Source organism: Citrobacter sp. CK206 (assembly GCF_030333125.1).
Taxonomy (GTDB): domain Bacteria; phylum Pseudomonadota; class Gammaproteobacteria; order Enterobacterales; family Enterobacteriaceae; genus Citrobacter_B; species Citrobacter_B koseri.
This window is the reverse complement of record NZ_JAOWGM010000020.1, coordinates 186009-210428: the sequence shown is the minus strand read 5'-3', so window position 1 is coordinate 210428 and position 24420 is coordinate 186009. Positions and strand designations below refer to the sequence as shown.

Annotated in this window: 22 protein-coding genes; 16 read left to right on the top strand and 6 right to left on the bottom strand. The window is 53.8% G+C overall.

The window, feature by feature from the left end:
• Positions 1-42: 42 nt before the first annotated feature.
• Together nhaA and nhaR are read left to right on the top strand one after the other, a co-directional pair.
• On the top strand, positions 43-1209 hold the full coding sequence (gene nhaA, locus OGX81_RS01735; RefSeq protein WP_012134155.1) for a Na+/H+ antiporter NhaA: 1167 nt from the start codon (positions 43-45) through the stop codon (positions 1207-1209).
• A gap of 69 nt (positions 1210-1278) precedes the next feature.
• Complete coding sequence (gene nhaR, locus OGX81_RS01730; RefSeq protein ID WP_012134154.1) at positions 1279-2175, top strand: transcriptional activator NhaR; 897 nt, start codon at positions 1279-1281, stop codon at positions 2173-2175.
• A 97-nt stretch (positions 2176-2272) separates the two neighbouring features.
• Here the strand turns inward: nhaR and rpsT are convergent, their stop codons facing one another.
• A complete protein-coding gene (rpsT, locus tag OGX81_RS01725) occupies positions 2273-2536 on the bottom strand; it encodes a 30S ribosomal protein S20 (RefSeq protein WP_001518655.1) in 264 nt (87 codons plus the stop codon).
• 102 nt (positions 2537-2638) lie between these two features.
• On the opposite strand from rpsT, the gene OGX81_RS01720 reads away from it, so the two are divergent.
• The 6 genes from OGX81_RS01720 to ispH all read left to right on the top strand — a co-directional run bounded on the left by OGX81_RS01720 (position 2639) and on the right by ispH (position 8669).
• The gene (locus OGX81_RS01720) at positions 2639-2839 is read left to right on the top strand and encodes a DUF2575 family protein (protein WP_049008862.1); all 201 of its coding nucleotides are present in this window, start codon (positions 2639-2641) and stop codon (positions 2837-2839) included.
• A gap of 25 nt (positions 2840-2864) precedes the next feature.
• Positions 2865-3803 carry a bifunctional riboflavin kinase/FAD synthetase gene (ribF, locus tag OGX81_RS01715; RefSeq protein WP_012134153.1) on the top strand — a complete coding sequence of 313 codons (939 nt, stop codon included), beginning with the start codon at positions 2865-2867 and terminating at the stop codon, positions 3801-3803.
• 37 nt (positions 3804-3840) lie between these two features.
• Positions 3841-6657: an isoleucine--tRNA ligase gene (gene ileS, locus OGX81_RS01710; protein WP_104867790.1), complete on the top strand. Its 2817-nt coding sequence runs from the start codon at positions 3841-3843 to the stop codon at positions 6655-6657.
• A complete protein-coding gene (lspA, locus tag OGX81_RS01705; RefSeq protein ID WP_047459022.1) occupies positions 6657-7145 on the top strand; it encodes a signal peptidase II in 489 nt (162 codons plus the stop codon). The genes ileS and lspA overlap by 1 nt, the downstream gene beginning before the upstream one ends.
• Before the next feature lie 122 nt (positions 7146-7267).
• Positions 7268-7717 (top strand): FKBP-type peptidyl-prolyl cis-trans isomerase, encoded by a 450-nt coding sequence (gene fkpB, locus OGX81_RS01700; protein WP_012134150.1) that lies wholly within the window; start codon positions 7268-7270, stop codon positions 7715-7717.
• 1 nt (position 7718) lies between these two features.
• Positions 7719-8669 (top strand): 4-hydroxy-3-methylbut-2-enyl diphosphate reductase, encoded by a 951-nt coding sequence (gene ispH, locus OGX81_RS01695; RefSeq protein ID WP_012134149.1) that lies wholly within the window; start codon positions 7719-7721, stop codon positions 8667-8669.
• 47 nt (positions 8670-8716) lie between these two features.
• Here the strand turns inward: ispH and OGX81_RS01690 are convergent, their stop codons facing one another.
• Complete coding sequence (locus tag OGX81_RS01690) at positions 8717-9409, bottom strand: response regulator (protein ID WP_012134148.1); 693 nt, start codon at positions 9407-9409, stop codon at positions 8717-8719.
• Positions 9399-11036: an ATP-binding protein gene (locus tag OGX81_RS01685; RefSeq protein WP_012134147.1), complete on the bottom strand. Its 1638-nt coding sequence runs from the start codon at positions 11034-11036 to the stop codon at positions 9399-9401. The genes OGX81_RS01690 and OGX81_RS01685 overlap by 11 nt, the downstream gene beginning before the upstream one ends.
• Positions 11037-11369: 333 nt before the next feature.
• Between OGX81_RS01685 and OGX81_RS01680 the strand changes: the two genes are divergently transcribed.
• The 3 genes from OGX81_RS01680 to rihC all read left to right on the top strand — a co-directional run bounded on the left by OGX81_RS01680 (position 11370) and on the right by rihC (position 14688).
• Entirely contained in the window at positions 11370-12737 is a 1368-nt protein-coding gene (locus tag OGX81_RS01680) for a 2-hydroxycarboxylate transporter family protein (protein WP_012134145.1), read from the top strand.
• 24 nt (positions 12738-12761) lie between these two features.
• Positions 12762-13625: a fumarylacetoacetate hydrolase family protein gene (locus tag OGX81_RS01675; protein ID WP_024130722.1), complete on the top strand. Its 864-nt coding sequence runs from the start codon at positions 12762-12764 to the stop codon at positions 13623-13625.
• 148 nt (positions 13626-13773) lie between these two features.
• Complete coding sequence (gene rihC / locus OGX81_RS01670; protein WP_104867788.1) at positions 13774-14688, top strand: ribonucleoside hydrolase RihC; 915 nt, start codon at positions 13774-13776, stop codon at positions 14686-14688.
• A gap of 1 nt (position 14689) precedes the next feature.
• On the opposite strand, the gene OGX81_RS01665 is transcribed toward rihC, so the two are convergent.
• Positions 14690-15589, bottom strand: coding sequence for a LysR family transcriptional regulator (locus OGX81_RS01665; RefSeq protein WP_012134142.1), 900 nt, complete (start codon positions 15587-15589; stop codon positions 14690-14692).
• A 90-nt stretch (positions 15590-15679) separates the two neighbouring features.
• On the opposite strand from OGX81_RS01665, the gene OGX81_RS01660 reads away from it, so the two are divergent.
• The 5 genes from OGX81_RS01660 (at position 15680) to caiF (ending at position 22816) form a co-directional block, all read left to right on the top strand.
• On the top strand, positions 15680-16309 hold the full coding sequence (locus tag OGX81_RS01660; protein WP_168190569.1) for an alanyl-tRNA editing protein: 630 nt from the start codon (positions 15680-15682) through the stop codon (positions 16307-16309).
• A gap of 186 nt (positions 16310-16495) precedes the next feature.
• The gene (gene dapB / locus OGX81_RS01655; RefSeq protein ID WP_049010172.1) at positions 16496-17317 is read left to right on the top strand and encodes a 4-hydroxy-tetrahydrodipicolinate reductase; all 822 of its coding nucleotides are present in this window, start codon (positions 16496-16498) and stop codon (positions 17315-17317) included.
• 456 nt (positions 17318-17773) lie between these two features.
• Positions 17774-18922 carry a glutamine-hydrolyzing carbamoyl-phosphate synthase small subunit gene (gene carA / locus OGX81_RS01650; protein ID WP_024130719.1) on the top strand — a complete coding sequence of 383 codons (1149 nt, stop codon included), beginning with the start codon at positions 17774-17776 and terminating at the stop codon, positions 18920-18922.
• A gap of 18 nt (positions 18923-18940) precedes the next feature.
• Positions 18941-22165 carry a carbamoyl-phosphate synthase large subunit gene (carB, locus tag OGX81_RS01645; RefSeq protein WP_012134136.1) on the top strand — a complete coding sequence of 1075 codons (3225 nt, stop codon included), beginning with the start codon at positions 18941-18943 and terminating at the stop codon, positions 22163-22165.
• A gap of 258 nt (positions 22166-22423) precedes the next feature.
• On the top strand, positions 22424-22816 hold the full coding sequence (gene caiF, locus OGX81_RS01640) for a carnitine metabolism transcriptional regulator CaiF (RefSeq protein ID WP_012134135.1): 393 nt from the start codon (positions 22424-22426) through the stop codon (positions 22814-22816).
• A gap of 99 nt (positions 22817-22915) precedes the next feature.
• On the opposite strand, the gene caiE is transcribed toward caiF, so the two are convergent.
• Together caiE and caiD are read right to left on the bottom strand one after the other, a co-directional pair.
• Positions 22916-23509: a carnitine operon protein CaiE gene (gene caiE, locus OGX81_RS01635; RefSeq protein WP_049010174.1), complete on the bottom strand. Its 594-nt coding sequence runs from the start codon at positions 23507-23509 to the stop codon at positions 22916-22918.
• Between the two features lie 96 nt (positions 23510-23605).
• Positions 23606-24391 (bottom strand): crotonobetainyl-CoA hydratase, encoded by a 786-nt coding sequence (caiD, locus tag OGX81_RS01630; RefSeq protein ID WP_049010175.1) that lies wholly within the window; start codon positions 24389-24391, stop codon positions 23606-23608.
• Between the last annotated feature and the right edge of the window lie 29 nt (positions 24392-24420).

Below are 24420 nucleotides of genomic sequence, written 5' to 3'. Positions count from 1 at the left end.
AGATAGACGCCACGAGGTTTGATTATATTGAGAGAATAAAAAGTGAAACACCTGCATCGTTTTTTTAGCAGTGATGCCTCCGGGGGCATCATTCTCATTATCGCCGCCGTGCTGGCTATGCTGATGGCGAACAGCGGATTCACCAGCGGATGGTATCACGCCTTTCTGGAGACGCCCGTTCAGCTACGGGTTGGGGCGCTTGAGATCAACAAAAATATGCTGCTGTGGATCAACGACGCGCTAATGGCGGTATTTTTCCTGCTGATTGGTCTGGAGGTCAAGCGCGAGCTTATGCAGGGCTCGCTTGCCAGTTTACGTCAGGCGGCGTTTCCGGTGATTGCCGCCATTGGCGGTATGATTGTTCCGGCGCTGCTCTATCTGGCTTTTAACTATTCCGACCCGATTACGCGCGAAGGCTGGGCGATCCCGGCGGCAACGGATATTGCTTTTGCGCTGGGCGTATTGGCCTTGCTGGGCAGCAGGGTGCCGCTGGCGTTGAAGATATTCCTGATGGCGCTGGCTATTATTGACGATCTGGGCGCGATTGTGATCATTGCGCTGTTCTACACCAGCGATCTTTCGATGGTCTCGCTGGGGGTGGCGGCATTTGCGATTGTGCTTCTGGCCGTGCTGAACCTGTGTGATGTCAGACGAACAGGGGTTTATATCCTGGTCGGCGTGGTGCTGTGGACTGCGGTATTGAAATCTGGCGTTCATGCCACTCTTGCCGGGGTGATCGTCGGTTTCTTCATCCCATTGAAGGAGAAGCATGGCCGTTCTCCGGCGAAGCGTCTGGAACATGTGCTGCACCCGTGGGTGGCGTATCTGATTCTGCCGCTGTTCGCCTTCGCCAATGCGGGCGTCTCGCTACAGGGGGTAACGCTTGACGGGCTGACCTCAATACTCCCACTGGGGATCATTGCCGGGTTGCTGATCGGTAAACCGCTGGGGATTAGCCTGTTTTGCTGGCTGGCGCTGCGTCTCAAACTGGCGAAGCTGCCGGAAGGAACACGTTTTCAGCAAATAATGGCGGTCGGTATTCTGTGCGGGATCGGTTTTACGATGTCGATTTTCATCGCCAGTCTGGCGTTCGGTAGTGTAGATCCGGCACTGATTAACTGGGCGAAGCTGGGGATTTTGATTGGTTCTCTGCTTTCGGCAGTGATCGGCTATAGCTGGTTACGTACACGTTTAAGCCCGGTGGTCTGAGTGGGGACAGAGGGTTAGGGGGGCTGATGTGGCCCCCCCTTGCGACACAGATCAGGGAGAGGAGTGAGCATGTCTCATATTAACTACAACCATCTTTATTATTTTTGGCATGTGTATAAAGAAGGTTCCGTTGTCGGGGCGGCAGAAGCGCTTTACCTGACGCCGCAAACCATCACCGGTCAGATCAAAGCCCTTGAGGAGCGCTTGCAGGGAAAATTATTCAAGCGTAAAGGGCGTGGGCTGGAGCCCAGTGAATTAGGGGAACTGGTGTTTCGCTATGCGGACAAAATGTTTACCTTAAGCCAGGAAATGCTGGATATCGTTAACTACCGCAAAGAGTCTAATCTGCTGTTTGATGTCGGCGTGGCGGATGCGTTGTCAAAACGTCTGGTCAGCAATGTGCTGGACGCGGCCGTGGTTGACGACGAACAAATTCATTTGCGCTGTTTTGAATCCACCCATGAGATGCTGCTTGAGCAGCTTAGCCAGCATAAGCTGGATATGATTATCTCGGATTGCCCAATCGACTCTACCCAGCAGGAAGGGCTGTTTTCGGTGAAGATAGGTGAATGCAGCGTGAGCTTCTGGTGTACGAAACCGCTGCCTGCAAAACCCTTCCCGGCGTGTCTGGAAGAGCGTCGGCTGCTGATCCCTGGCCGTCGCTCTATGCTCGGTCGCAAATTATTAAACTGGTTTAATTCGCAGGGCTTAAACGTTGAAATCCTCGGCGAGTTTGATGATGCGGCGCTGATGAAAGCGTTTGGCGCTACCCACAATGCGATTTTCGTCGCGCCGACGCTCTATGCGCATGACTTTTACGCCGATGAGTCGATCGTTGAGATTGGCCGTGTGGAAAACGTCATGGAAGAGTACCACGCCATTTTTGCCGAGAGGATGATTCAGCACCCGGCCGTACAGCGCATTTGTCACGCGGATTACTCGGCGCTATTTAGCCACAAAGGGTAAGTGCTACAGGCCGGATAAGGCGTTTGCCCGCCATCCGGCAGACATAAAAAAACCCGCTTGCGCGGGCTTTTTTACAAAGCTGATAACAAGCGGGCGATTAAGCCAGTTTGTTGATCTGTGCAGTCAGGTTTGCTTTATGACGTGCAGCTTTGTTTTTGTGGATCAGACCTTTAGCAGCCTGACGGTCCACGATCGGTTGCATTTCGTTAAATGCTTTCAGTGCAGCAGCTTTGTCGCCAGCTTCGATAGCTGCGTATACTTTCTTGATGAAAGTACGCATCATAGAGCGACGGCTTGCGTTGTGCTTACGAGCCTTTTCAGACTGAACGGCGCGCTTCTTAGCTGATTTGATATTAGCCAAGGTCCAACTCCCAAATGTGTTCTATATGGACAATTCAAAGGCCGAGGAATATGCCCTTTTAGCCTTCTTTTGTCAATGGATTTGTGCAAATAAGCGCCGTTAATATGGCGGCACTCGTTACGTAGTGATGGCGCAGGATTCTACCAGCTTGCGGGTCGTGAATACAGCTTTTCCACGATAAAAATTACATTGAATGGGCAGTTTCTTGTTCTGATTTGCCCCATAACAATGAAAACAATCTTCTTTATGTTTCACAGGGGCAATCGTCGGTTAACCTTGACCGCTGTACAAGGTATACTCTGACGATTTTCACTGTTTTGAGCCAGACATGAAGCTGATACGCGGCATACATAATCTCAGTCAGGCCCCGCATGGGTGTGTGCTGACTATTGGTAATTTCGACGGTGTGCATCGTGGCCATCGTGCATTGCTGCAGGGCTTGCGGGAAGAAGGGCGCAAGCGGGGTTTACCGGTGATGGTAATGATTTTCGAACCGCAGCCTCTGGAACTCTTCGCTACGGAAAAGGCCCCTGCGCGCCTGACCCGCCTGCGGGAAAAACTGCGTTACCTGGCGGAATGCGGCGTGGACTACGTGCTGTGCGTACGCTTCGATCGCCGCTTTGCCGCCCTGACCGCACAAAACTTTATCAGCGATCTGCTGGTGAAGCGTCTCGGCGTGCGGTTCCTCGCTGTCGGTGATGATTTCCGTTTTGGCGCTGGTCGCGAAGGCGATTTCTTGTTATTACAGAAAGCCGGAGCGGAGTACGGTTTTGACATCACCAACACGCAGACCTTTTGCGAAGGTGGCGTACGCATCAGCAGTACGGCCGTGCGTCAGGCGCTGGCGGAGGACAACCTGCCGCTGGCTGAAAGTTTGCTGGGGCATCCGTTTACCATCTCCGGGCGTGTCGTCCACGGCGATGAGTTAGGGCGCACCATTGGTTTCCCGACGGCGAATTTACCGCTGCGTCGTCAGGTCTCCCCGGTAAAAGGGGTTTATGCGGTGGAAGTGATGGGGCTGGGTGATAAACCCATGCCTGGCGTTGCCAATATTGGCACGCGTCCAACAGTGGCAGGCGTACGCCAACAGTTAGAAGTGCATCTGCTGGACGTTGTAATGGACCTCTATGGTCGCCATATAGATGTAATACTGCGTAAAAAAATACGCAACGAACAGCGATTCGCATCGCTGGATGAACTAAAAGCGCAGATTGCGCGTGATGAGTTAACTGCCCGCGATTTTTTTGGGCTATCAAAACCGGCTTAATGCCTATACGAGTTTTAAATACGGAACCGAGAATCTGATGAGTGACTATAAATCAACCCTGAATTTGCCGGAAACAGGGTTCCCGATGCGCGGCGATCTCGCCAAGCGTGAACCGGGAATGCTGGCGCGTTGGACCGATGATGATCTGTACGGCATCATTCGTGCGGCCAAAAAAGGCAAAAAAACCTTCATTCTGCATGATGGCCCTCCTTATGCGAATGGCAGCATTCATATTGGTCACTCGGTTAATAAGATTCTGAAAGACATTATCGTGAAGTCCAAAGGACTCGCGGGATTTGACTCGCCTTACGTTCCGGGCTGGGACTGCCACGGTCTGCCGATCGAGCTGAAAGTCGAGCAGGAATACGGTAAGCCGGGCGAAAAATTCACGGCTGCGGAATTCCGTGCGAAGTGTCGCGAATACGCCGCCACCCAGGTTGACGGCCAGCGTAAAGACTTCATCCGTCTGGGCGTGCTGGGCGACTGGTCGCATCCGTATTTGACGATGGACTTCAAAACTGAAGCCAACATCATTCGCGCGCTGGGTAAAATCATCGGTAACGGCCATCTGCATAAAGGCGCGAAGCCGGTGCACTGGTGCGTGGACTGCCGTTCCGCGCTGGCGGAAGCGGAAGTTGAATATTATGACAAAACGTCTCCGTCTATCGACGTGGCGTTCCACGCCGCTGACCAGGATGCGGTGAAAGCGACGTTTGGCGTTTCCAGCGTCAACGGCCCGATCTCGCTGGTTATCTGGACCACCACCCCGTGGACGCTGCCTGCGAACCGCGCGATCTCTCTGGCGCCGGATTTTGATTACGCGCTGGTACAAATTGACGGTCAGGCGCTGATTCTGGCGAAAGACCTGGTGGAAAGCGTGATGCAGCGCCTTGGCGCGGCTGACTATACCATCCTCGGCACCGTAAAAGGCGCGGAGCTGGAGCTGTTGCGCTTTACCCATCCGTTTATGGACTTCGACGTTCCGGCGATCCTCGGCGATCACGTCACGCTGGATGCCGGTACGGGGGCGGTGCATACCGCGCCTGGTCATGGCCCGGACGACTATGTCATCGGTCAAAAATACGGTCTGGAAACCGCTAACCCGGTCGGACCGGACGGCGCTTACCTGCCAGGCACGTATCCGACGCTCGATGGCGTGAACGTTTTCAAAGCGAACGACATCGTCGTTGCGCTGCTGCGTGAAAAAGGCGCGCTGCTGCACGTTGAGAAGCTGCAACACAGCTATCCGTGCTGCTGGCGTCACAAAACGCCGATCATCTTCCGTGCGACGCCGCAGTGGTTCGTCAGCATGGATCAGAAAGGCCTGCGCGAGCAGTCGCTGAAAGAGATCAAAGGCGTACAGTGGATCCCGGACTGGGGTCAGGCACGTATTGAATCAATGGTTGCGAACCGTCCTGACTGGTGTATTTCCCGTCAGCGTACCTGGGGCGTGCCGATGTCTCTGTTCGTACATAAAGACACCGAAGAGCTGCACCCGCGCGCCATCGAACTGATGGAAGAAGTGGCGAAGCGCGTTGAAGTGGACGGCATTCAGGCATGGTGGGATCTCGATCCGAAAGAGATCCTCGGCGACGACGCTGACCAGTACGTGAAAGTGCCGGATACGCTGGACGTCTGGTTTGACTCCGGTTCGACACACGCTTCTGTGGTCGATGTGCGTCCTGAGTTTGCCGGTCATGCGGCGGATATGTATCTGGAAGGTTCCGACCAGCATCGCGGCTGGTTCATGTCCTCCCTGATGATCTCCACTGCGATGAAGGGCAAAGCGCCGTACCGTCAGGTACTGACCCACGGCTTCACCGTGGATGGTCAGGGCCGCAAAATGTCCAAATCCATCGGTAACACCGTTTCTCCGCAGGATGTGATGAACAAACTGGGCGCGGATATCCTGCGTCTGTGGGTGGCGTCTACCGACTACACCGGCGAAATGGCCGTTTCCGACGAGATCCTGAAACGCGCTGCTGACAGCTATCGTCGTATCCGTAACACCGCGCGCTTCCTGCTGGCGAACCTGAACGGGTTTGATCCGGTAAAAGATATGGTGAAACCGGAAGAGATGGTGGTGCTGGATCGCTGGGCGGTGGGCTGCGCGAAAGCGGCGCAGGACGATATCCTGAAAGCCTACGAAGCCTATGATTTCCACGAAGTGGTACAGCGTCTGATGCGCTTCTGCTCCGTTGAGATGGGCTCGTTCTACCTCGACATCATCAAAGACCGCCAGTACACCGCGAAAGCCGACAGCGTGGCGCGTCGTAGTTGCCAGAGCGCGCTGTACCATATTGCAGAAGCGCTGGTGCGCTGGATGGCGCCGATCATGTCCTTCACCGCAGATGAAATCTGGGGTTATCTGCCGGGCGATCGTGAGAAGTACGTCTTTACCGGTGAGTGGTATGAAGGTCTGTTTGGCCTGGCCGCGACTGAGCCGATGAACGATAGTTTCTGGGACGAGCTGCTGAAAGTGCGTGGCGAAGTGAACAAGGTTATCGAGCAGGCGCGTGCGGATAAGAAAGTCGGTGGTTCTCTCGAAGCGGCTGTCACCCTGTACGCTGAACCGGAACTGGCGGCGAAGCTGACTGCACTGGGCGATGAATTACGATTTGTCCTGTTGACCTCTGGCGCGAAAGTCGCTGACTATGCGGAGGCTTCTGCTGATGCGCAGCAGAGCGAACTGCTCAAAGGGCTGAAAGTCGCATTGAGTAAAGCCGAAGGTGAGAAGTGCCCACGCTGCTGGCACTACACCACGGATGTCGGCAAGGTAGCGGAACACGCAGAGATCTGCGGCCGCTGTGTCAGCAACATCGCCGGTGATGGCGAAAAACGTAAGTTTGCCTGATGAGTAAGCCTCTCTGTTCAACAGGACTGCGCTGGCTGTGGCTGGTGGTGGTCGTGCTGATTATCGATTTAGGCAGCAAGTACCTGATCCTCCAGAACTTTGCTCTGGGGGATACGGTGTCGCTGTTCCCGTCGCTTAATCTGCACTACGCGCGTAACTATGGTGCGGCGTTTAGCTTCTTAGCCGACAGCGGCGGCTGGCAGCGCTGGTTCTTTGCCGGTATCGCCATCGGTATTTGCGTTATCCTGATGGTGATGATGTATCGCTCGAAGGCGACGCAAAAGCTGAACAACATCGCTTATGCGTTAATCATTGGCGGTGCGCTGGGCAACCTGTTCGACCGTCTGTGGCATGGCTTTGTTGTCGATATGATCGACTTCTATGTCGGCGACTGGCATTTCGCCACCTTTAACCTGGCCGATAGCGCGATTTGTATCGGTGCGGCGTTGATTGTGCTGGAGGGTTTCCTGCCGAAAAAGCAGGCGTAATAAAATGCCGGATGGCGGCGTAAGCGCCTTATCCGGCCTACAAAATAGCGCGATTCTTGTAGGCCCGGTAAGCGTAGCGCCACCGGGCAAACAGGTGACCCAAAACAAGTGAGCAAACCTGCATGTCTAAATCAGTACAGAGTAACAGTGCGGTGCTGGTGCACTTCACCTTAAAGCTTGACGATGGCTCTACCGCTGAGTCAACGCGTAACAATGGTAAGCCAGCGCTATTCCGCCTGGGTGACGGCTCCCTGTCTGAAGGGCTGGAGCAGCATCTTCTGGGACTGAAAGACGGCGACAAAACCACGTTTTCTCTGGAGCCGGATGCCGCGTTTGGCGTACCGAGCCCGGACCTGGTTCAATACTTCTCTCGCCGCGAGTTTATGGACGCGGGCGAGCCTGAAGTGGGGGCAATTATGCTCTTTACCGCAATGGACGGCAGTGAGATGCCTGGCGTGATCCGCGAAATTAACGGTGACTCGATTACCGTCGATTTCAACCATCCGCTGGCCGGGCATACCGTTCATTTTGATATTGAAGTGCTGGAAATCGATCCGGCACTGGAGGCGTAAAATGCAGATCCTGTTGGCCAACCCGCGCGGCTTTTGCGCAGGTGTAGACCGCGCTATCAGCATTGTAGAAAACGCGCTGGCTATTTACGGCGCGCCAATTTATGTCCGTCACGAAGTGGTGCACAACCGCTACGTGGTGGATAGCCTGCGTGAGCGCGGGGCGATTTTCATCGAGCAGATCAGTGAAGTGCCAGACGGCGCGATCCTGATTTTCTCCGCACACGGGGTTTCCCAGGCGGTACGTAACGAGGCGAAAAGCCGCGATCTCACCGTTTTTGACGCCACCTGTCCGCTGGTAACAAAAGTGCATATGGAAGTGGCGCGCGCCAGCCGTCGCGGCGAAGAGTCAATCCTGATCGGTCATGCCGGGCACCCGGAAGTGGAAGGGACGATGGGGCAGTACAGCAACCCGGAAGGGGGCATGTATCTGGTCGAGTCGCCGGACGACGTTTTGTCGCTTGATGTCAAAAACGAAGGCAAACTCTCCTTTATGACCCAGACGACGCTCTCCGTCGATGACACGTCTGATGTGATTGACGCGCTGCGTCAACGCTTCCCGAAAATTGTCGGGCCGCGTAAAGATGACATTTGCTACGCCACGACGAACCGTCAGGAAGCGGTGCGCGCGCTGGCGGAACAGGCCGATGTTGTGCTGGTGGTCGGTTCGAAAAACTCCTCCAACTCCAACCGTCTGGCTGAACTGGCGCAGCGTATGGGGAAAGCGGCGTTTCTGATCGACGATGCCACCGACATCCAGGAAGCCTGGGTGAAAGAGGCGAAGTGCGTTGGCGTGACCGCTGGCGCTTCCGCACCGGATATTCTGGTGCAGAATGTGATCGCTCGCCTGCAAGAGCTTGGCGGCGGCGAAGCCATTCCGCTGGAAGGCCGCGAAGAGAACATTGTTTTCGAAGTGCCGAAAGAACTGCGTGTGGATGTTCGTGAAGTAGAGTAATTACGCTTTGACGCCGGTCTGCTATCCGACCGGCATCTTTTATGCCATTACGTTTCGCTCAGGCGATACATCCTGCGCGGATGCCCTGGCTTGCCATACAGCATTTCGACGCGAAGAAAACCCGTCTCGACACCGTGTTCAACATAGCGGCGTGCCGTGGTTTTACTTAACCCCGTTCCGGCAACCACATCGTCAACGGAGAAGCTGCGCGTGCTGTTTTCTGTAAAAAGCTTCTGCACCAGCGCCAGCGTGATTTCTTCAATCCCCTTACTGCTATTCTCCTGACGGTAATTCTTCGCCTGTAACAGGTAGAGTGAATCGACGTTTTGCTGATCGACAATTTTCCATACCCGCTGCTGTTCGGCAAACTGGACAAAACGTTCCAGCGACTGGCTGAGCCGTTTCCACGAGATTGGCTTCAGGATATAGTCAAACGCGCCGTTGCGAATCGCCAGGCTACAGGTATCCATATCACTGGCGGCAGTAATAAAGATCACTGAGCAATTCGTGTTCATGACTAACGGATCGCTGATGAGCGTAATACCCTTACCATCCGGTAGATAGTTGTCCAGCAGCAGTAGCTGAGGCCGCAGCTGGTTGAGTTTTTGCCGGGCATCGGCAAGCGTGGAGGCAATGCCTGCCAGTCGGAGTCTCGGATGTTTGTCGATCAGTTCAGCGTGCAGCTGCGCCAGTTCGTTCTCGTCCTCAACGATCAGGACATCGATAAGTTCAGGTTGCATAATCGGTACCTTCCAGTTCCTGTACGGGACTGCGGGAAATTCCCGTAGCGGGAATAAACAACGTAAATATGGCGCCGCGCGGCGAATTATCAGCGACTTCTATCACCCCTCCCGCCTGAGTGACATAACTTTCAATCAGATACAATCCAATGCCATGATCGCCCCGGGTTTTCGTGGTGACGCCACGTTCGAAAATATGCTCGCGAATCTCCGGTTTAATACCGACTCCCTGATCGGCCACTTCGATAATCAGCTCATGCTCGTTGAGTCTGATCAGCACGTCCACTGGCGCATGCGGTAATGGCGATCGCTGCGTTGCTTCGATCGCGTTATCGAGTAAATTGCCCAGGATCGAAATCAGTTCTGATTCCGCAAGTGGCGGAAAAGGCCTATCCATCCGGCAACTGGGATCGAAATTCAGTTCCACCCCTTTTTCACCCGCTCTTGCCGCTTTACCTAACAACAGGCCGCACAACGTCGGTGAACTGAAGCGCGATGAGATAAAGTCCAGCAGCTCCTGGGCATGTTCCGACTGGGCCTGAATATAATCAATGGCTTCATTGTAACGACCCATATGCAGTAAACCAGAAAGGGTCGTCATGCAATTGAGCTGCTCGTGGCGCATGATGCGCAAATTATCTACGTAACGTTTTACCTGGCTTAGCTGAGCGCTCAAACTGTCTATTTCATTGCGATCGCGGAAGGTTATCACCCATCCCTGAAGCGAGTTCTCCAGCATGATGCGCACCCGGCTGGCGATAACCGTCAATTCATTGAAACGGCAGATTTCATCATGAGTGTCATTCTTCAGCATTACCTCTTTAAGGAAGAAGGGGGATGGCGTAATCACTTCGGTAATGTGTTGACCGCGTATCGCCTGCGCAGGCTGGCCTAAACCCAGCAGCTCGCGGGCAGCCTGATTGATCACCTCAATGTGCAAATTATTATCAATGGCGATTACCCCTTCATAAATCGATTCCATCATCGCTTTTTGCTGACGAACCAGCAGGCCTATCTCTCGCGGCTCCAGTGAAAAAATCTGTTTTTTAATACTGCGGGTGAAGAACCAGGAAAAGACAAAAAGGGATATCAGCAGCAGGATGGCGGCAACCAGGATACTGACGGCTTTATTCACCGTAATAGTGTTGAGGTAACTGGTGAGGTATCCAACGGAGACGATACCAATAACCTCGCCCTGATCGTCAACAATGGGCGCTTTACTGCGCAGGGAGATGCCCAGGCCGCCACGGCGAATTGTCGTGGTGCTCTTTCCGTGAAGCACTTCAGTGTTATCGTCGCCAACCAGCTTTTTTCCTACTCTGTCGGCATAAACCGAATGAAACAGATGGATGCCTTCTTTATCTCCGATAACAATAAAACTGGCGTCGCTATGCGCGGCTATTTTTTGCATAAATTGATGAATCGCCGTGGTATCTCTTTCTACGACTTCTTTTCGCAAATTCGGAATAAGCGCAATTTCTTCCGCCTGTATTTTCGCCCTGGCTCCCATCTCCTGATAAAGCTGTTTTTCTACGTGCATATAATAGTATCCACCCAGTAAGGCAAATAATATGGAGAAAAAAGCAATCAGCGATATAAACAGTTTGATCTGAAATGAAACTTTCATAATGTTCAGGCATCGTCATCAGGGATACGTCACTGTATCATCTTTTGGCCTGAATGAAGCGATTTTGCCAGAAACCTGTGATCTTTTGCACAGCAGAATATATTTCAGTAGGCAGCGCGCAGGCGCAACGGTGTTGCCAAACGTTGCTTTAAATACGCGCTGAAAAGAAACCATAAAAACCACGGCGTTAAATAAGAGATAAATCACATAAAATAATAGAAACCATTAAAACTATAGAGACCATTAAAACTTCTTTTTGAATTCGTCAGTACTCACACAAAGTAAATATTGAAGCCCATAAACTAACCCTGAAAAATAACCGAGGGCTTAATAATGAGCACGACTGATGATTCTTTCTCTGTTACTCATGAACCGTTAAACATTCAGCGCTTGTCACTTAAAGAGCGCTGGTGGCACATTATGGATACATGGAAAATCGGTATTATTCCATTACCGATGTTTTTGTTGGCCGGCGCATTAATCGCGATTGATTGCCTGGGCGGGAAGCTGCCGAGCGATATTGTCGTGATGGTCGCCACGCTGGCTTTTTTTGGCTTTGCCTGCGGAGAGTTTGGGAAGCGTTTGCCCATCGTCGGCAAACTGGGGGCCGCCGCAATTTGCGCGACCTTTATTCCTTCCGCGTTAGTTTACTATGGCCTGCTGCCGGATGTGGTGGTGGAGTCGACGACCAAATTCTATAAATCTACCAACATCCTGTATCTCTATATCTGCTGCATTATCGTCGGCAGTATTATGAGTATGAATCGCACCGTGCTGATTCAGGGTTTCCTGCGTATTTTCTTCCCAATGTTATGCGGTGAAATCGTCGGCATGGTTGTTGGTATGGGCGTCGGCCTGGCGCTTGGCCTCGAACCCTTTCAGATTTTCTTCTTTATTATTTTACCCATCATGGCCGGCGGCGTTGGCGAAGGCGCCATTCCGCTTTCAATTGGCTATGCGACCCTGTTACACATGGATCAAGGGGTGGCGCTTGGTCGTATCTTACCGATGGTGATGCTGGGCAGTCTGACCGCCATTATCATCTCCGGCTGCCTGAACCAACTGGGCAAGCGCTTCCCGCATCTGACCGGCGAAGGTCAATTGATGCCAAACCGTGCGAATGCCGATGAACAATCGCCGTCACTGGCGGAAGGCGTCTCTGGCAAAACGGATGTGACCACGATTGCCGCAGGCGCGCTGCTGGCGATACTGCTCTATATGCTGGGGATGTTAGGGCACAAGCTGATTGGCTTGCCCGCACCGGTTGGCATGTTGTTTGTGGCTGTGCTGGTCAAGTTAGTTAACGGCGTATCGCCCCGCGTTCTTGAAGGCTCGCAAGTGGTGTACAAATTCTTCCAGACTTCAGTGACTTATCCCATTCTGTTCGCGGTTGGCGTAGCCATTACGCCGTGGGAGGAGCTGGTGAACGCCTTCACCCTGACCAATCTTCTGGTCATTATCAGTACCGTTGCTGCGCTGGTCGCGACAGGATTCTTTGTCGGTAAAAAAATCGGTATGCATCCTATTGATGTCGCCATTGTCTCCTGCTGTCAGAGTGGGCAAGGCGGTACGGGCGACGTAGCGATTTTAACCGCAGGCAACCGCATGAGCCTGATGCCATTCGCACAAATTGCGACGCGTATCGGTGGGGCGATAAATGTTTCCATTTCGCTGCTGGTGCTGGGTAACTTTCTTATTTAATTGAAGTATGCAGGATTGATAATTATGAAACTCGCAAGCTTTCTTTATCAGGGCACTCGCAGCTATGGCATCGTTACTGCCGGAGGCGTTATTGATTTGGGGAACCGCATCGGCGACCAGTATCGGGACCTGAAGGCGCTATTGCAGGGGGATGGTCTGGAGCAGGCGCGGCGCTTCGCGCAGGCGCCGGTCGATCTAAAAATGGATGCAATCACCTTTTTACCGGTAATAGAGCGACCGGAAAAAATACTCTGTGTCGGCATGAACTACGCCGAAAAGCGCCAGGAGTTCGATCAGCATGACCCCGCGCCGACGCTGTTTGTTCGTTTTGCGGATTCGCAAACCGGGCACAACATGCCGGTACTCAAGCCACGTCATTCGCATGAGTTTGATTACGAGGGGGAGCTGGCGGTGATCATAGGTAACGGTGGCGAGAATATCTCCCGCGACCATGCGCTTGACCATGTCGCCGGATACAGCTGCTATATGGATGGCTCCGCACGCGACTGGCAGCACAGCTGGTTTACTGCGGGGAAAAACTGGCGGCAGACCGGCGCTTTTGGCCCGTGGATGGTCACTGCCGATGAAATTCCCGACCCGCATCAGCTGGCGATCCGCACCTGGCTCAACGGCCGCATGGTACAGGAAGATAACACCAGCAGTATGATCCATAAAGTTGCTGAATTAATTGAGTATATAAGCACTTTCACCCGTCTTAATTCCGGTGACGTCATCATTACGGGCTCGCCGGGCGGCGTAGGGAAAAAGAGGAATCCGCCGTTATTCATGCAGGAAGGCGATCGTATTGAGGTGGAGATTGAGCACATTGGCCATCTGAGTAATGTCATTATGGAAGCCCCGCTACAGGCCTTTGCGGCGGCGCATTAATACGATGAGCCAACACGTTTTGGCGTATGGGATTAATGACAAATTTTGTTTCGTCTCCTTTTGTCGGTCGGTCGCTTGCCAACCGGCAAAAGGTTTGCCAATAATCGGATGCCAACCCTGGAGCTTGTCATCTTTTTATGGAGGAAACATGCGCCTGCCCATTATTCTGGACACCGATCCGGGTATCGACGATGCCGCCGCCATCGCCGCCGCCCTGTTTGCCCCGCAGCTTGACCTGCAACTGATGACCACCGTCGCGGGGAATGTCTCCGTAGAGAAAACCACCCGCAACGCGCTGCAACTGCTGCATTTCTGGAACATGGATATCCCGCTGGCGCAGGGGGCCGCCACGCCGCTGCTGCGCCCGTTGCGCGATGCTGCTTACGTCCACGGCGAGTCGGGCATGGAAGGCTATGACTTTGTCGCCCATGATTGCCAGCCATTGGCAAAACCGGCCTTTATCGCCATTCGGGATGCCCTGATGAGCGCCCCGGAACCCGTCACGCTGGTCGCGATCGGCCCGTTGACCAATATTGCGCTGCTGCTGACTCACTACCCGGAATGCGCTTTTAACATTCGTCGTCTGGTGATCATGGGCGGTTCTGCGGGGCGGGGGAACTTTACGCCGAACGCCGAATTCAATATTGCCGTCGACCCGGAAGCCGCTTCCCGCGTTTTCCAGAGTGGGATAGAGATTGTGATGTGCGGGCTGGACGTGACCAACCAGGCCCTGCTGGCGCCGGATTATCTGGCAAAACTGCCCGAACTTAACCGGACGGGAAAAATGCTGCATGCATTGTTTAGTCACTACCGCAGCGGTAGCATGAACACCGGGCTGCGCATGCATGATCTCTGCGCCATTGCCTGGCTGGTTCGCCCGGATCTGTTCACCGTTAAACCCTGTTTTGTCGCGGTAGAGACGCAGGGGGAATACACCGCAGGCACAACGGTTGTTGATATTGAAGGCCGGCTGGGTAAAAGCCCTAACGTGCAGGTGGCGCTGGAGATTGATGTAGCTGGCTTCCAGCAGTGGGTCGCCGACGTGCTGGCGCTGGCGCCCTAGGCTAGGATTTTAGTTGTTGGCTAAGGTAATCAATCATGGCCCGTATTTTGAGAGGCATATGCTTGTTTCCAGCCCACAAAAGCCATAGCTCGCCGGAGTAGTTGCTGATAAACGTCCACTCCGGCAACACCTGCATGATTTCGCCGTCTTGTAACGCTTCTCTGGCCGTGAATGCAGGGAGACTGCCAATTCCCAGATGGCGCTTTACTGCGTCCAGTCTTACACCCGTATGATTAGCCGCATAGCGCCCCGTTGTTTGAACGACTTCTGTCTTGCCTTGTTTACGAAATTTCCAGCGTGAGTCCGTTGGCGTCTCTCCGAGGCTAATGCAACTGTGCTGACGTAAATCTTCCGGGTGCGTCGGTGTCCCCTGCTTTTGCAGATACTCTGGCGTGGCGCAGAGGATGTGGGTGATTGGCATTAACGGCTTGCCATGCAACCCGGGCGAGGGGGTATTGGTGATTTGCAGCGCCAGATCGACACCATCATCAATGAGATCCATATAGCGGTCTTCGAGCCTCAGGCAAACATCAACCAGGGGAAAACGTTCAAGAAATTGCGGGATCAGTGGATGAATAACGAAGCGTCCGACGGCTTTGGGGACGCTGAGCGTAATCTTTCCCTGAGGAACGTGTTGTACGCTTCCCCCGGAATCAATGGCCTGTCGCGCTGCTTCCAGCATCATTTTCGCATGTTCATACACCATCTTTCCTGTTTCACTTAATGCCAGCTTACGTGTTGAACGATGCAACAACTGGCTGCCCGTTTCGCGTTCAAGGCGTGAAACGCTGCGGCTCATGGCTGATGGGGTCACACCTGCTGCGCGCGCTGCGGCAGAAAAGCTACCGTGATCAACAATCAACACAAAAGTGGCCAGATCGGGAAGGAGTGTCAAATTCATTTGTGTTTCTCAGGCAAAGATTCATTGCCGGGCAGGCGGATTATCTGCTCCGGGATAAATAATATACTGCCCTTCACGACAGGAGGACATATGACAGAACGTCTTTATTACAACACCGATGATACAGAAGGCATGGCATGTGTGACGGGGTGCTCTCCACAAATGGATGGCTTGTATGCCGTTACGCTCGATAAAACATTATTCCACCCTCAGGGAGGTGGACAACCCGCAGACAAAGGCTGGATTGCGGATATTCCAGTTTGCGGAATCATGTTACGTGATAATCAAATTATACATATTCTGCCGCAACCCGTTGCAGCGGGAGTGGTGCAGCTAAAAGTCGATGCACAGACACGTTTGCTCAACTCTCGTCTGCATTCAGCAGGCCATCTTATCGGGTGTGCGGGAGAAACATGGGGTTGGTCGCCAGTGAAAGCGCACCACTGGCCGGGTGAGGGGCGCATTACCTTTTCAGCAGGTGAACATGCTCGTCTTCCTGATGCTGAAAATCTGCTGGCGTGTATTGAGCAGTGGCAGGCGAAGGATTATGCCCGCCGAATTGAGTTTGACGGTGAGCGACGTAAAGTGGGGTTTGGCGAACTTCCGATGTACTTCTGTGGAGGAACACATGTCACTTCGCTCGGCCAACTTGGTCGTATAACGATCGGTGGGATCAAAATGAAGAAAGGGCAGCTCATCATTAACTATTCCATTGAATAGCGTCCATTTGCTCTTGATCGCAGGCAGAGTTGCCTGCGATGTCCCGCTTTTCCCGCATATAGCTTTTACTGATATCTCTCCCTGTTTATCATTAAATTCTAATTATCGACGTTTTTGGCTAGCGGCGCGGCGTGGCGCTGGTTAATCTGAAAACGATTTACGCAAAATTAACAAAAGAGAATAGCTATGCATGATGCACAAATCCGCGTTGCCATCGCGGGAGCCGGGGGACGCATGGGACGTCAGCTGATTCAGGCCGCCCTGGGGATGGACGGCGTTCAACTCGGCGCGGCGCTGGAGCGGGAAGGTTCTTCATTACTGGGCAGCGATGCCGGTGAATTAGCAGGCGCAGGGAAAACGGGCGTCACCGTGCAAAGTAGCCTGGAAGCGGTAAAAGATGATTTTGACATCTTTATCGATTTTACTCGCCCGGAAGGGACGCTGGCGCACCTGGCGTTTTGCCGTCAGCACGGTAAAGGCATCGTCATTGGCACGACGGGATTTGATGACGCAGGCAAGCAGGCCATTCGCGATGCCGCGCAGGATATCGGCATTGTGTTCGCCGCCAACTTTAGCGTCGGTGTTAACGTCATGCTGAAGCTACTTGAGAAAGCGGCGAAAGTGATGGGCGACTATACCGATATTGAAATTATCGAAGCGCACCATCGCCATAAAGTGGATGCGCCGTCAGGCACCGCGCTGGCGATGGGGGAAGCGATCGCCCACGCGCTGGACAAAGATCTGAAAGCGTGTGCGGTATACAGTCGTGAAGGTTATACCGGCGAACGCGTGCCGGGCACCATCGGTTTTGCGACGGTTCGTGCTGGCGACATTGTGGGTGAACATACCGCGATGTTTGCTGATATCGGTGAACGTATTGAAATCACGCATAAGGCCTCCAGCCGTATGACGTTTGCGAATGGCGCGGTCAGATCGGCTATCTGGCTAAAATCAAAGCCAAATGGTCTTTTTGATATGCGAGATGTGCTGGATTTAAACAATTTATAGCTTGTTTTTACCCTTCGTGATGTGGTTATGGTAATCATAATTTGTTGATTACATGGGGCAATAATTTATTGCCCTATTATTTTTAACTTTATCTTTCTATTTTTTATTTAAACTCGTGAATTTATCTGTTTTCTTCTGTTTATTTGTTGCTTTTATGTAAATTTTGACCAAATGGTCCACTTTTTTCTTCTCACTGGTTTCATAATGCATTCTTTCAGCCACGCAAGCGTTTTCCAGGACAAGTTAGCTGATCTTTTTGCCTGTTAAATCAGAACATCCTTCCCTGAGTCGTAAAACAATACAAAAAATACCGCCTTTAAGTTGACTTTTACCCGCCTTATCTTCAGAATGCCGCCGTTTGCCAGAAATCCACGGGTAAGCAGATTTGCATTGATTCAGGTTATACAAATGAATTAATATGCAAATAAAGTGAGTGAATATTCTCTGGAGGGTGTTTTGATTAAGTCAGCGCTATTGGTTCTGGAAGACGGAACCCAGTTTCACGGTCGGGCCATAGGGGCAACAGGTTCGGCGGTTGGGGAAGTCGTTTTCAATACTTCAATGACCGGTTATCAAGAAATCCTCACTGATCCTTCCTATTCCCGCCAAATTGTCACTCTTACTTATCCTCATATCGGTAATGTCGGTACCAATGAAGCCGATGAAGAATCCTCTCAGGTTCATGCGCAAGGTCTGGTCATTCGCGATCTGCCGCTGATTGCCAGCAACTTCCGCAATACTGAAGACCTCTCTTCTTACCTGAAACGCCATAACATCGTGGCTATTGCCGATATTGATACCCGTAAGCTGACGCGCCTGCTGCGTGAGAAGGGCGCACAGAACGGCTGCATTATCGCGGGTGATAACCCGGATGCGGCACTGGCGCTGGAGAAAGCGAAAGCCTTCCCGGGCCTCAACGGAATGGATCTGGCGAAAGAAGTGACCACCGCTGAATCCTATAGCTGGACGCAGGGAAGCTGGACGCTTGCAGACGACCTGCCGGAAGCCAAATCAGAAACTGACCTGCCGTTCCACGTTGTGGCTTACGACTACGGCGCGAAACGCAACATCCTGCGTATGCTGGTAGACAGAGGCTGCCGCCTGACGGTGGTTCCGGCGAAGACCTCCGCCGAAGAGGTGCTGAAGATGAACCCGGACGGTATCTTCCTCTCTAACGGCCCTGGCGATCCGGCGCCGTGCGACTACGCTATCGAGGCGATTCAGGCATTCCTCGAAACCGATATTCCGGTTTTCGGCATCTGCCTCGGCCATCAGCTGCTGGCGCTGGCGAGCGGCGCGAAAACCATCAAGATGAAGTTCGGCCACCACGGCGGTAACCATCCGGTAAAAGATATCGATAACAATACCGTGATGATTACGGCGCAGAACCACGGTTTTGCGGTGGATGAGGCTTCTATGCCTGCAAATCTGCGAGTGACGCACAAATCGCTGTTCGACGGCACTCTGCAAGGGATTCATCGTACCGATAAACCGGCGTTCAGCTTCCAGGGGCACCCTGAGGCGAGCCCTGGCCCGCATGATGCCGCGCCATTGTTCGACCACTTTATCGAGTTAATTGAGCAGTACCGTCAGTCCGCGAAATAATCAGGAGTAAACAGAGCCATGCCAAAACGTACAGACATAAAAAGTATCCTGATTCTGGGTGCGGGCCCGATTGTTATCGGCCAGGCGTGTGAGTTTGACTACTCTGGCGCCCAGGCGTGTAAAGCGCTGCGTGAAGAAGGTTATCGCGTCATCCTGGTGAACTCTAACCCCGCGACCATCATGACCGACCCGGAAATGGCCGATGCGACCTACATCGAGCCGATTCACTGGGAAGTGGTGCGTAAAATTATTGAGAAAGAGCGCCCGGATGCGGTGCTGCCGACGATGGGCGGCCAGACGGCGCTGAACTGCGCGCTGGAGCTGGAGCGTCAGGGCGTGCTGGCAGAGTTCGGCGTGACCATGATTGGCGCCACTGCCGATGCGATTGATAAAGCCGAAGACCGCCGCCGTTTCGACGTGGCGATGAAGAAAATCGGCCTCGACACTGCCCGCTCCGGTATTGCGCATACGATGGAAGAGGCGCTGGCGGTTGCCGCTGACGTCGGTTATCCGTGCATTATCCGTCCATCCTTTACGATGGGCGGCACCGGCGGTGGTATTGCCTACAACCGCGAAGAGTTCGAAGAAATTTGCGCGCGCGGTCTGGATCTCTCCCCAACCAACGAACTGCTGATTGATGAGTCGCTGATTGGCTGGAAAGAGTACGAAATGGAAGTAGTGCGTGATAAGAACGACAACTGCATTATCGTCTGCTCCATTGAGAACTTTGACGCGATGGGCATTCACACCGGTGATTCCATCACGGTGGCTCCGGCGCAAACGCTGACGGACAAAGAGTACCAAATCATGCGTAACGCCTCGATGGCGGTACTGCGTGAAATCGGCGTGGAAACCGGCGGTTCCAACGTTCAGTTTGCGGTGAACCCGAAAAACGGTCGTCTGATTGTCATCGAAATGAACCCGCGCGTCTCCCGCTCCTCGGCGCTGGCGTCAAAAGCCACCGGCTTCCCGATTGCCAAAGTGGCGGCGAAACTGGCGGTGGGTTACACCCTCGATGAACTGATGAACGACATCACCGGCGGCCGTACTCCGGCATCGTTCGAACCGTCCATCGACTACGTTGTCACCAAAATTCCTCGCTTCAACTTTGAAAAATTCGCGGGCAGCAACGACCGTCTCACCACCCAGATGAAATCCGTCGGCGAAGTGATGGCGATTGGCCGCACTCAGCAGGAATCCTTACAGAAAGCGCTGCGCGGCCTGGAAGTGGGCGCCGCTGGTTTTGACCCGAAAGTGAGCCTGGATGACCCGGAAGCGCTGACCAAAATTCGTCGCGAGCTGAAAGATGCGGGCGCCGAGCGTATCTGGTACATCGCTGATGCGTTTCGCGCGGGGCTGTCTGTCGATGGCGTCTTTAACCTGACCAACATCGACCGCTGGTTCCTGGTGCAGATTGAGGAACTGGTTCGTCTGGAAGAGAAAGTGGCAGAGCTTGGCATCACCGGTCTCGACGCTGACTTCCTGCGGATGCTGAAGCGCAAAGGCTTCGCCGATGCGCGCCTGGCTAAACTGGCGGGCGTGCGCGAAGCGGAAGTGCGCAAACTACGCGACCAGTTCAACCTGCACCCGGTTTACAAGCGCGTGGACACCTGTGCGGCGGAATTTGCTACCGACACCGCCTACATGTACTCCACTTATGAAGATGAGTGCGAAGCGAATCCGAACCAGGATCGCGACAAAATCATGGTGCTCGGCGGCGGCCCGAACCGTATCGGCCAGGGGATTGAATTTGACTACTGCTGTGTACACGCCTCGCTGGCGCTGCGCGAAGACGGTTACGAGACCATTATGGTCAACTGTAACCCGGAAACGGTCTCCACCGACTACGACACCTCCGACCGCCTGTACTTCGAGCCGGTCACGCTGGAAGATGTGCTGGAAATCGTGCGCGTCGAGAAACCGAAAGGCGTCATCGTGCAGTACGGCGGCCAGACTCCGCTGAAACTGGCGCGCGCGCTGGAAGCGGCAGGCGTGCCGGTTATCGGCACCAGCCCGGATGCGATTGACCGCGCGGAAGACCGTGAGCGCTTCCAGCAGGCGGTTGACCGTCTGAAACTGAAACAGCCTGCTAACGCCACCGTGACGGCGATTGAACAGGCCGTTGAGAAGGCAAAAGAGATTGGTTATCCGCTGGTGGTTCGCCCGTCCTACGTGTTGGGCGGCCGCGCGATGGAAATCGTTTACGACGAAGCTGACCTGCGTCGTTACTTCCAGACCGCAGTCAGCGTCTCTAACGATGCGCCGGTACTGCTGGACCGCTTCCTTGATGACGCGGTGGAAGTGGATGTGGATGCTATCTGCGACGGTGAAATGGTGCTGATTGGCGGCATCATGGAACACATCGAACAGGCGGGCGTGCACTCCGGTGACTCCGCATGTTCTCTGCCGGCCTACACGTTAAGCAAAGAGATTCAGGACGTGATGCGCCAGCAGGTGCAGAAACTGGCCTTTGAGTTGCAGGTGCGTGGTCTGATGAACGTGCAGTTCGCGGTGAAAGACAACGAAGTCTACCTGATTGAAGTGAACCCGCGTGCGGCGCGTACCGTACCGTTCGTCTCCAAAGCGACCGGCTTACCGCTGGCGAAAGTGGCGGCGCGCGTGATGGCGGGCAAATCGCTGACCGAGCAGGGCGTGACGAAAGAAATCATCCCGCCGTACTACTCGGTGAAAGAAGTGGTGCTGCCGTTCAACAAATTCCCGGGCGTTGACCCGCTGTTAGGGCCAGAAATGCGCTCTACCGGGGAAGTGATGGGCGTCGGCCGCACCTTCGCTGAAGCGTTCGCCAAAGCGCAGCTTGGCAGCAGCTCGACGATGAAGAAATCGGGCCGTGCGCTGCTCTCCGTTCGTGAAGGCGACAAAGAACGCGTGGTGGACCTGGCGGCGAAGCTGCTGAAACAGGGCTTCGAACTGGATGCGACTCACGGTACGGCGATTGTGCTGGGTGAGGCGGGTATCAACCCGCGTCTGGTCAACAAGGTGCATGAAGGTCGTCCGCACATTCAGGACCGTATCAAGAATGGCGAATACACCTACATCATCAACACCACCGCAGGTCGTCAGGCGATTGAGGACTCTAAACTGATTCGCCGCAGCGCGTTGCAGTATAAAGTGCATTACGACACGACCCTGAACGGTGGCTTCGCCACGACGATGGCGCTGAACGCCGATGCGACTGAAAAGGTGATCTCCGTACAGGAAATGCACGCGCAAATTACGAAGTAAGCGGCTGACGCATTTATCTGGTGATATAAAAAGGTTCCTGCAAAGGAACCTTTTTTTACGCCATAAGGTCATTCCTGGTCACATACGCTTCCTGGATGTGGTTTTCAATGTAACAAGCACGATTTCGCTCACACTAATCAACAATTAAGTCGCATACTATCCCCTTATATCCACAATTTATTTATGGTTAATGGCGTTATTTATATTCAGGCCATAACGAACCGTAGCAAGATTTTTAATTTGTAAAATGGTGTGCTTATGAGTGAAAAATATGTTGAGAAACCACTTTATTTGTTAATTGCTGATTGGGTAATGGCAGAAAACCGGTGGGTGAGCGCCAAAGAGATCGCGAAGCAATTTAATATGGATTATTGCAAAGCGATTAATACGGTTTCGTATATTCTTTCTGAAGTGGGGGAAATAGAGTGCGAGACCAGGACGATCCCTAATCAGCTGGAAGGGCGAGGATGCCAGTGCCAGCGTCTGGTGCGTATTAAGCGTATTGACGCGCAGCTCTATGCGCGTTTGGGTCATAGCGCGCAGGAGAAGATGGTAAAAGCGGAGAGAACCCCGCGAATGCCGGTTCCGCCCGCAGAGCTAAACCGCGAGCAGAAATGGCAGATGATGCTATCAAAAAGTATGCGTCGGTAATGTCGGTGTGCCGGATGATGGCGTAAATGCCTTATCCGGCCTGCAACGGCGTGTTGACCCGTAGGCCGGATAAGCGTTAGCGCGATCCGGCACAAAGCGCTACGCCGATTTTGGCTTCACCTCCGTCGTGCCTTTCAGGCGCGGCCGGTTCTTTTCGACCTGAGTTAAGGGTTGCGTTTCACATAGCGATGCCCGACAGCGTACCGCGAGATCCTGATATTCCTGCGTGTTGAGCCTTTTCCAGTGCAGCTCTTCATCCGTGATATCACGTTTGACGCGCGCAGGCGCGCCAACCAGCAGTTGCCTGGGCGCGCCGACAAAACCCGCTTTTACAAAACTCATGGCGGCGACGATACTCTCTTCGCCGATGATTGCGCCATCCATGATTACGCTGTTCATGCCCACCAACGCATCACGACCAATCACGCAGCCGTGAAGGATTGCGCCGTGCCCGATATGCCCGTTTTCATGCACGATGGTGTCGGTATCGCAATAACCGTGCATGATGCAGCCATCCTGAAGGTTAGCGCCCGCCTCAAGAATCAGACGCCCATAGTCGCCGCGCAGCGATGCAAGCGGGCCGATGTAGACGCCGGCGCCGACGATGACATCGCCAATCAACACGGCGCTGGGATGCACGTACGCCTCTGGATGTACTACCGGAATCAGGCCTTCAAAGGCGTAATAGCTCATGGTTATTCCTCCGTGATTGTTGTCGGATGGCGGCTGCGCCTTATCCGACCTACGGCAGTAGGCGGATAAGCGTTAGCGCCATCCGGCAGCGCGGCGCTAGCGGCCTTTCCAGACCGGATCGCGTTTTTCGGCAAACGCCTGCGGGCCTTCGATCGCATCTTCAGAGTGCAGTACCGACGGGTAGTGCTTCAATGCGCCGCTGCGAATGTAGCGATAACCTTCTTCCACCGGCATTTCGCTGGTTGCGCGGTAGATCTCTTTGAGGGCGGCGATCGCCAACGGCGCGCTGTTCACCAACTGTTGCGCCAGTTCGCGGGCGCTGTCCATTAACGCTTGCTGGCTGACAACCCGGTTCACAATTCCCCAGCGCAAGGCTTCTTCTGCGTCCATTCGTCTGCCGGTCATCAGCATTTCGTTGACGACAGCAGGCGGCAACAGCTTAGGCAGGCGCAGCACGCCGCCGCTGTCAGGCACAATGCCGAGCTTTGCTTCAGGCAGCGCGAAACTGGCGTTATCGGCGCAGACGATAAAATCCGCCGCCAGCGCCAGTTCGAACCCGCCGCCGAAGGCATAGCCGTTAACGGCGGCAATCACCGGTTTATCCAGGTCAAAGATCTCGGTTAAACCGGCAAACCCGCCGGGGCCAAAATCGGCGTCCGGGGCTTCGCCTTCGGCTGCCGCTTTTAAATCCCAGCCTGCGGAGAAGAATTTTTCGCCGCCACCGGTGATGATCGCCACACGCAATTCGGGATCGTCACGGAAATTGAGAAAAACTTCGCCCATCTCAAAACTGGTTTTTGCGTCTATTGCATTCGCTTTCGGGCGATCCAGCGTAATTTCCAGAATCGGGCCGTGACGGGTCAAATGTAATGATTCACTCATATCTTCACTCCATTATTTAAAATCGGACG